The 460-nt window shown below is 56.5% G+C and carries 1 pseudogene; it reads right to left on the bottom strand.

The features are described 5' to 3' along the window. A pseudogene (locus FCK22_RS18050) lies at positions 1 to 427 on the bottom strand (transposase); the annotation flags it as partial. Positions 428 to 460: the final 33 nt, after the last annotated feature.

Consider the following 460-nt stretch of genomic DNA (forward strand, 5'->3'; position numbering starts at 1 on the left):
TTGATGTGGGCCAGCACGACCATGTCAGTCCTCTGTCTTTGGCTGGCAGGGCGGTTGCGATAGGCGCGCAGGCCGCGTGAGCTGACACCCAGCACGTCACACATCCGCTTGGCGCAGAAGGCGTGACGGTGTTCTTCGATGAACCGAAACCTCATGGCTTTTGCCCCGCGAAGAACTGCGTTGCCTTTTTTAGAATCTCCCTCTCCTCCTTGAGAATGCGGTTCTCTCGCCGAAGCCGTTCATTCTCCCGGGCAAGTTCCAAGTCCTTGTCAGGCACCACATTGGTGTCACGATGCGCCGTCACCCACTTGTTCAGCGTCGATAAGCCAATATCCAAATCTGAGGCAACTTGCCTGCGTGTCAGCCCGCTTGTCAGCGCGATCCGCACCGCATCAGCGCGGAATTCGTCCGTGCGTTTCGTTCCCATAGTTCGTCTCCTTTGCTGCAATAAATGCTATCA

The sequence above is a fragment of the Sulfitobacter sp. 15WGC genome (genome assembly GCF_005068605.1).
In the GTDB taxonomy this organism is placed as follows: Bacteria; Pseudomonadota; Alphaproteobacteria; order Rhodobacterales; family Rhodobacteraceae; genus Sulfitobacter; species Sulfitobacter faviae.